Annotated in this window: 1 protein-coding gene and 1 tRNA gene; one reads left to right on the top strand and one right to left on the bottom strand. The window is 40.3% G+C overall.

Features of this window, described 5'->3' with window-relative positions; translation table 11 throughout:
• Positions 1 to 248: heavy-metal-associated domain-containing protein (locus tag E1176_RS20085; protein WP_185152462.1), on the top strand; the 248-nt coding region annotated here is incomplete at its 5' end.
• Positions 249 to 333: 85 nt separating this feature from the next.
• Here E1176_RS20085 and E1176_RS00205 read toward each other — a convergent pair.
• Positions 334 to 405 (bottom strand) — tRNA-Arg (locus tag E1176_RS00205).
• Positions 406 to 501 lie beyond the last annotated feature (96 nt).

Raw genomic sequence — 501 nt, 5'->3', positions numbered from 1 at the left:
CTGATAATGTTATTCCAGGTGATCATGGTAGAATTTTTGGCACCAATGCCAAAGATCAGGATGACCTGATGCGTATACAAAGAGCCGTAATGGAGATTCCAGGTATTAAAGATGTGCTTCTAGACGAAACTGTATACCCTCGAGAGTTTACGGTACATACCACCAAACCAATAGCAGTAACTGATATTGAGCATGCGGTACAACGGTATAAATTTCATGCTATTCCTAAGGAGATGTTTCCTTTATAGGTGTAGAGATTTACTGTCAGAAATTTAGAAGCTTTTGTAGCTCCGGCAAGAATCGAACTTGCATCTACGGTTTAGCCCCGATTTGTGGCCTCTCTAGGAATCGAACCTAGATCAAGAGTTTAGGAAACTCCTATTCTATCCATTGAACTAAGAGGCCATTATTAACAATCGGGGTATCCATTGAACTAAGGAGCCATGCTTACTGCCTCAACAGCACCCTTCTATAAGTCTACTGATCTATTCAGTTTATTAA

Origin of the sequence: Fulvivirga aurantia (genome assembly GCF_009711475.1) — a bacterium.
Classification (GTDB): domain Bacteria; phylum Bacteroidota; class Bacteroidia; order Cytophagales; family Cyclobacteriaceae; genus Fulvivirga; species Fulvivirga aurantia.
The sequence above is the reverse complement of the archived record's forward strand: the minus strand, read 5'-3'. Positions and strand labels throughout refer to the sequence as shown.